Genomic DNA, 5,169 nt, shown 5'->3' with positions numbered 1-5,169 from the left:
TATTCTTCGCCAAGTCCAGCCCGATCATGGTAACCTTCGCCATGGATGCCTCCTCCTTGAATGGCGTTTTTCAGTGCACCCATTCTGGCACACCGATGCCGCCGGAGGGGGCGTCCATCCCATCGCTTGCACAGCAACAGGCCGAGGCCCGTCCCCTCGGTCCCGCGGGCCGTGTTGCGGGCGCGGGCGAAGGGTTGGAACAGGCCGCCGACCGTGTCGGCGTCCATGCCGGGGCCCCGGTCGGTGACGGCGATCCGCACCGCCTCCGCCGTGCGCTCCGCGGACACGCGGATCGGGCCGGCCGGACCGGCGTACTTGACCGCGTTCGACAGCAGGTTCAGCAGCAGCTGGCGCAGCGCGCGCCGGTCGAACAGCAGCGCGGTCCCGGCCACGCCGTCGCCCTTCTCGATGCTGGCGCCTTGCTGTTCCAACAGCGGCTCCAGCATGCGGAGCGTCCAGTCAACCTGATCGCCGAGGTCGAGCTCCTCGGGGTCGAGGGTGTGCTGGCCGGATTCCAAGCGACTGATGTCCAGGATGTCGTTGATCAGCGCCAGCAGATGTTCCCCGCTCTGCCGGATGTCGCGGGCGTAGTCGACGCAGCGCGGATCCGGCATCGGGCCGTAGGTCTGCTTCTCGAGCACCTGGGCAAACCCGATCACGGCGTTGAGCGGCGTCCGCAACTCGTGGCTGATGCTGGCGAAAAAGGTGCGCCGGGCGCGGTCGGCCTGCTGCGCGTCCTCCAGCGCGGTCTCAAGGCTGGCGTTGGCCTCGCGCAGCTGGCGCAGCTTGCGCAGCAGCCGGCCGGCCATGCGCGCCATGTCGACCAACTGCGCGCGCTGCGCCGCGTCGAGCCGGCGCGGCACCGCATCGATCAGGCATAGCGTGCCGATCCGATAGCCGTCCTCGCTTTCCAGCGGAACGCCCGCGTAAAAGCGGGCATAGGGCGGCCCGACCACCAGCGGATTGTCCGCGAACCGGGGATCCGCGCGGGCGTCTGGAACCTCGAGAACGCCATCTTCGAGGATGGTATAGGCGCAAAAGGCGGCGTCGCGGCCGGTCCCGTCGATGCCGTCCAGGCCGACACAGCCGGCGAACAGCTGCGCGTGTTCCTCCAACACGCTGACCAGCGCGATCGGCACCCCGACCACCCGCGCGGCCATCTCGGCAACCGCCTGCAGCCCGTCGTCTTTAAAGTCCGCCGGATCGATGTGCGCGCGCAGCGCCTGCAGGCGCGCCTGCTCGTCATCCGGATATGCAGCGGGGCACATACACCTAACTCCGCGGAAATGCTCGTCCCGACACTCGGGTTTCGAAATTAAACTGGCGTAAACTTAGCGACGAATCGTGGCCCGAAGACGCGAATTCAGGGGCCACGCCGTAACGTTCGGCCGTCCGGAACCCGCCGCGCGGTGCACCGACTAGTTCCGGTCCTTCCCGAGCAGCATCACCGCCACCGCCATCGCGACCGAGCCGAAAGTCACGATCAGGCCGAACAGCAGAAGCCCGCCGGCGACCCAGCCGTCGCGGGTGTTCAGGATCAGCTCGCGGAGCTGGGCGAGGTCGTAGGCGAGGATCAGGGCGAAGAACGCGACCGCGCCGATCACCCCGCCGGTCACGTGGTGCAGCAGGAAGCGCACGCCCGCGTACTCGGGGCGGTCCTTCGGCAGCATCCGGGCGAACCACTTGCGCATGCCGGTCAGGTGGGGCCGGCAGCGGGGCGCGGCGAGTCGGCGCAGGCGCGGGGTTACGCCGGATCGTCGCCGATCTCGGGCTCGGCGCCCATCGCGCGCACCATCTCGATCAGCTCGGCGCGGGCAGCCAGCAGGCGGTCGCGGTCGGTCGCGCGCAGCACCAGGCTGGCGCCGTAGCGGTGCTGGCCGAAGAACGGGTAGGACCCCATGCCGACGTCCGGAAAGCGCGCCTGCAGCTCGCCCAGCGGCTGCGCCAGGTCGCCTTCCGGCAAGGCGGCAACCACGGTCGCGCTCAACAGCGGCGGCCCGCCGACCAGCTCGTGGCTCAGCGATTCGAACATCCCCTGCATGACCTCCGGAATCCCGGCCAGGACGTAGACGTTGCCGATCTTGAAGCCGGGGACCTTGCTGACCGGGTTCTCGACGATCTCCGCCCCCTCGGGCGTGCGCGCCATGCGCAGGCGCCCCGGCGTCAGCCCCTCGGGGCCGTAGCGGGCATCCAGGACCGCGCGCGCCTGCGGGTTCTCGATCAGCTTGCGATCCAGCGCCTCGGCGATGCAGTCGGCGGTGATGTCGTCGTGCGTCGGGCCGATCCCGCCGGTGGTGAACAGGTACTGATGGCGCGCGCGCATCGCGTTCACCGCCTCGACGATCGCCGCGCGGTCGTCGGCGACCACGCGTACCTCGGCCAGCCGGACGCCCAGCTCGTTCAGCCGGCGGCCCAGGTAAGGCAGGTTCTTGTCGTGGGTACGCCCGGACAGAATCTCGTCGCCGATGATCAGCAGAGCGGCGGTGACGGTGTCCGAACCGCTTGCGGGCGGCGTCATGCGGGTATCCTCGGCTCGGGCAAGAAGCTGCAAGGTGGGCTCACCTTTCAGCTGACTCTTGCGCTTTCATCAGAGAGTCAGAGCCAGATCGCAAAGGGTTTACTCAGCTTCCGCGCGGCCCTGCCTCGTCTTGAAGAAGGCCGGGCGAAATCCACGCGAAAGGTCGGTCCGATCTTGAGCGATTCCGCCCTGCGCGTGCCCCGGTTCACGGGCCCGGCGCAGGTCAGTCCAGCCGCCAGCCCTTATTGCGCATGCAGGTCTGGAACAGCCGCTGCTGCCGCTTGTCCTGGCTGTAGTCGCGCAGCTGGCGGGTCAGGTCCTCGGCCGGCTGGTCGACCCCAACGGTGGCGGAGCCGACGCGCTGGTCCCGGTCGATCCGGCGGTCGCGCTCGATCTGCGCGCGCGCGATCGTGCGGCACTCCGAGATCGCGGCACGGCGCGCTTGCGGGCCCGCCCCTTGTTTCAGCCAGACGCCCCGCTCCTGCGGGCCGGTCGGGCTGGAGAACACGGGGCCGAAGTTGAACGGGTCGCCGGCTCCGCCGGAACAGCCGGCGAGCCCGAGGACGAGCGCGACGGCCAGCAGCGATCGGGACCAGGCGGCACGGCGAGGCGTCATGGAGACTCCTTATTCGGACGGTTCGCGGGTCGGGCGGCTCGGGGGTCAGGCGGCGCGTCGTGTCAGTCGGCGCGTCGTGTCAGGCGGTGCGTCTGGCGCGCGATCGCGGGCGGCGCACCGACGTGCGGCGACGCGCTTCAGGCCACCCACCCGGCATTCGCGCTTGTTCGCGCGCGTCTGCATCGCTATGTCCGGTCAAGGTCGCGCACTTACCCGTGCGCGCGCAAGCGCCAACCATGGCGTACCGGCGCGCCTGCCACGCGTCCGCAGCGAAAGTAACCCGCAGCCCAGCGCGAGTGCCACGATGAGCCGAGACGAACCCGCATCCGTGATGGCCGACGACAAGCGGCGGGTGCCGCTGCACGGGGAGGAGGCGTTCGAGGGCATGCGCAAGGCCGGCCGGCTGGCCGCCGCGACGCTCGACATGGTCGCTGCGCACGTCGAGCCGGGGGTAAGCACGGGCGAGCTCGACCGGCTGTGCCACGAGTTCATCAACGACCACGGCGCAACGCCCGCGCCGCTGAACTACCGCGGCTTTCCCAAGGCGACCTGCACGTCGGTCAACCGGGTGATCTGCCACGGCATCCCGAACGACAAGAAGAAGCTCGCCCGCGGCGACATCCTGAACATCGACATCACCGTGATCCTGGACGGCTGGCACGGCGACACCAGCCGGATGTTCTGGGCCGGCGACCCGCCGGTGAAGGCGCGGCGCCTGTGCGACGTCACCTACGAATGCCTGATGCGGTCGATCGACGCGGTCAAGCCGGGGGCGACGCTGGGCGACATCGGCCACGCCATCCAGAGCCATGCGGAGGCGAACCGCTTCTCGGTCGTGCGCGACTTTTGCGGCCACGGCCTTGGCCAAGTGTTCCACGCCGCCCCCACCGTGCTGCACTACGGCGAGCCCGGCACCGGCATGCCCCTGCGCGAGGGGATGATCTTCACGATCGAGCCGATGATCAACGCCGGCAAGCCGGACGTGAAGGTGCTGGAGGACGGCTGGACCGCGGTCACGCGCGACAAGTCCCTGTCGGCGCAGTTCGAGCACTCGATCGGTGTGACCAGGGACGGCTGCGAGGTGTTCACCTATTCCCCGAAAGGCTTGGACAAACCGCCCTACACCATCGAAGATTAGGCGAGCCGTCCACCACACGCCTACGGGCACACGCCTACGGGCACACGCCTACGGGCACACGCCTTCGGGGTCGCCTTTCGGTCATGAGCGCGCGCGGATCCAAACGCGAGGGGACGGACGCGCGCGCCCCGGCGGACAGCGAGCCCGCCGGCAAGGCGCCCCGCCCCGCAGCCGACAAGCCGCACTACCACGGCCACCGCGAACGCCTGCGCCAGCGGCTGATCGACAAGGGCGGCGACGCGCTCGCCGACTACGAGGTGCTGGAGGTGCTGTTGTTCGCTGGCAATCCGCGCGGCGACACCAAGCCGCTGGCCAAGGCACTGCTGGCGCGCTTCGGCAGCCTGGCGGCGATGCTGGCCGCCCGGCCGGACGAACTGAAGTCGGTCAAGGGCATGGGCGACGGCGCGGTCGCCGGCCTGTTGGCAAGCCGGGAGGCGGCCACCCGGATGGCCCGCGAGCAGGCGATGGAGCGGCCGGTGATCTCGTCCTGGGACAAGCTGCTGTCCTACGTCCGGATCCAGATGGCGGAGCAGAAGGTCGAGCAGTTCCGTCTGTTATTCCTGGACCGGCGCAACCGTCTGATCGCCGACGAGGCGCAGGCCAAGGGCACGGTCGACCACACGCCCGTCTATCCCCGCGAAGTCGTCAAGCGCGCCCTCGATCTCGGCGCCAGCGCGCTGATCCTGGTGCACAACCACCCCTCGGGCGACCCCACGCCCAGCAAGGCCGACATCCAGATGACCCGCGACGTCGCCGACGCCGCCAAGCGGCTTTTATGTTGCCGAGTAGCCGCGGTAGGCCGGAAACCGCGGCAGGGGGAGAGGTGAGCCAGGCAAGCGGCTAGGGTCCGAACACCGAACCCGATGCGGAGATATGGCCCCTCTCCCCAAGGCGCGG

Annotated in this window: 6 protein-coding genes; 2 read left to right on the top strand and 4 right to left on the bottom strand. The window is 69.6% G+C overall.

The features are described 5' to 3' along the window. The 4 genes from CKO28_RS26625 to CKO28_RS26610 form a co-directional block, all read right to left on the bottom strand. Positions 1-1,268, bottom strand: a 1,268-nt coding sequence (locus CKO28_RS26625) for a GAF domain-containing sensor histidine kinase (protein WP_200344347.1), incomplete at its 3' end; no start/stop codon positions are given. Positions 1,269-1,418: 150 nt separating this feature from the next. Continuing rightward, positions 1,419-1,691, bottom strand: a complete 273-nt coding sequence (locus CKO28_RS26620) for a hypothetical protein (protein WP_200344345.1) — start codon at positions 1,689-1,691, stop codon at positions 1,419-1,421. 53 nt (positions 1,692-1,744) lie between these two features. Then, the gene (locus CKO28_RS26615) at positions 1,745-2,518 is read right to left on the bottom strand and encodes a competence/damage-inducible protein A (protein ID WP_200344343.1); all 774 of its coding nucleotides are present in this window, start codon (positions 2,516-2,518) and stop codon (positions 1,745-1,747) included. Between the two features lie 223 nt (positions 2,519-2,741). Then, a complete protein-coding gene (locus tag CKO28_RS26610; protein WP_200344341.1) occupies positions 2,742-3,134 on the bottom strand; it encodes a hypothetical protein in 393 nt (130 codons plus the stop codon). 304 nt (positions 3,135-3,438) lie between these two features. On the opposite strand from CKO28_RS26610, the gene map reads away from it, so the two are divergent. Continuing rightward, positions 3,439-4,272, top strand: a complete 834-nt coding sequence (gene map / locus CKO28_RS26605; protein WP_242480843.1) for a type I methionyl aminopeptidase — start codon at positions 3,439-3,441, stop codon at positions 4,270-4,272. An 83-nt stretch (positions 4,273-4,355) separates the two neighbouring features. Then, positions 4,356-5,099 carry a RadC family protein gene (gene radC / locus CKO28_RS26600; RefSeq protein WP_200344339.1) on the top strand — a complete coding sequence of 248 codons (744 nt, stop codon included), beginning with the start codon at positions 4,356-4,358 and terminating at the stop codon, positions 5,097-5,099. Positions 5,100-5,169 lie beyond the last annotated feature (70 nt).

The sequence above is a fragment of the Rhodovibrio sodomensis genome, from assembly GCF_016583645.1.
Taxonomy (GTDB): domain Bacteria; phylum Pseudomonadota; class Alphaproteobacteria; order Kiloniellales; family Rhodovibrionaceae; genus Rhodovibrio; species Rhodovibrio sodomensis.
Note: the sequence above shows the minus strand (reverse complement) of the source record. Positions and strands in the feature narration are given on the sequence as shown.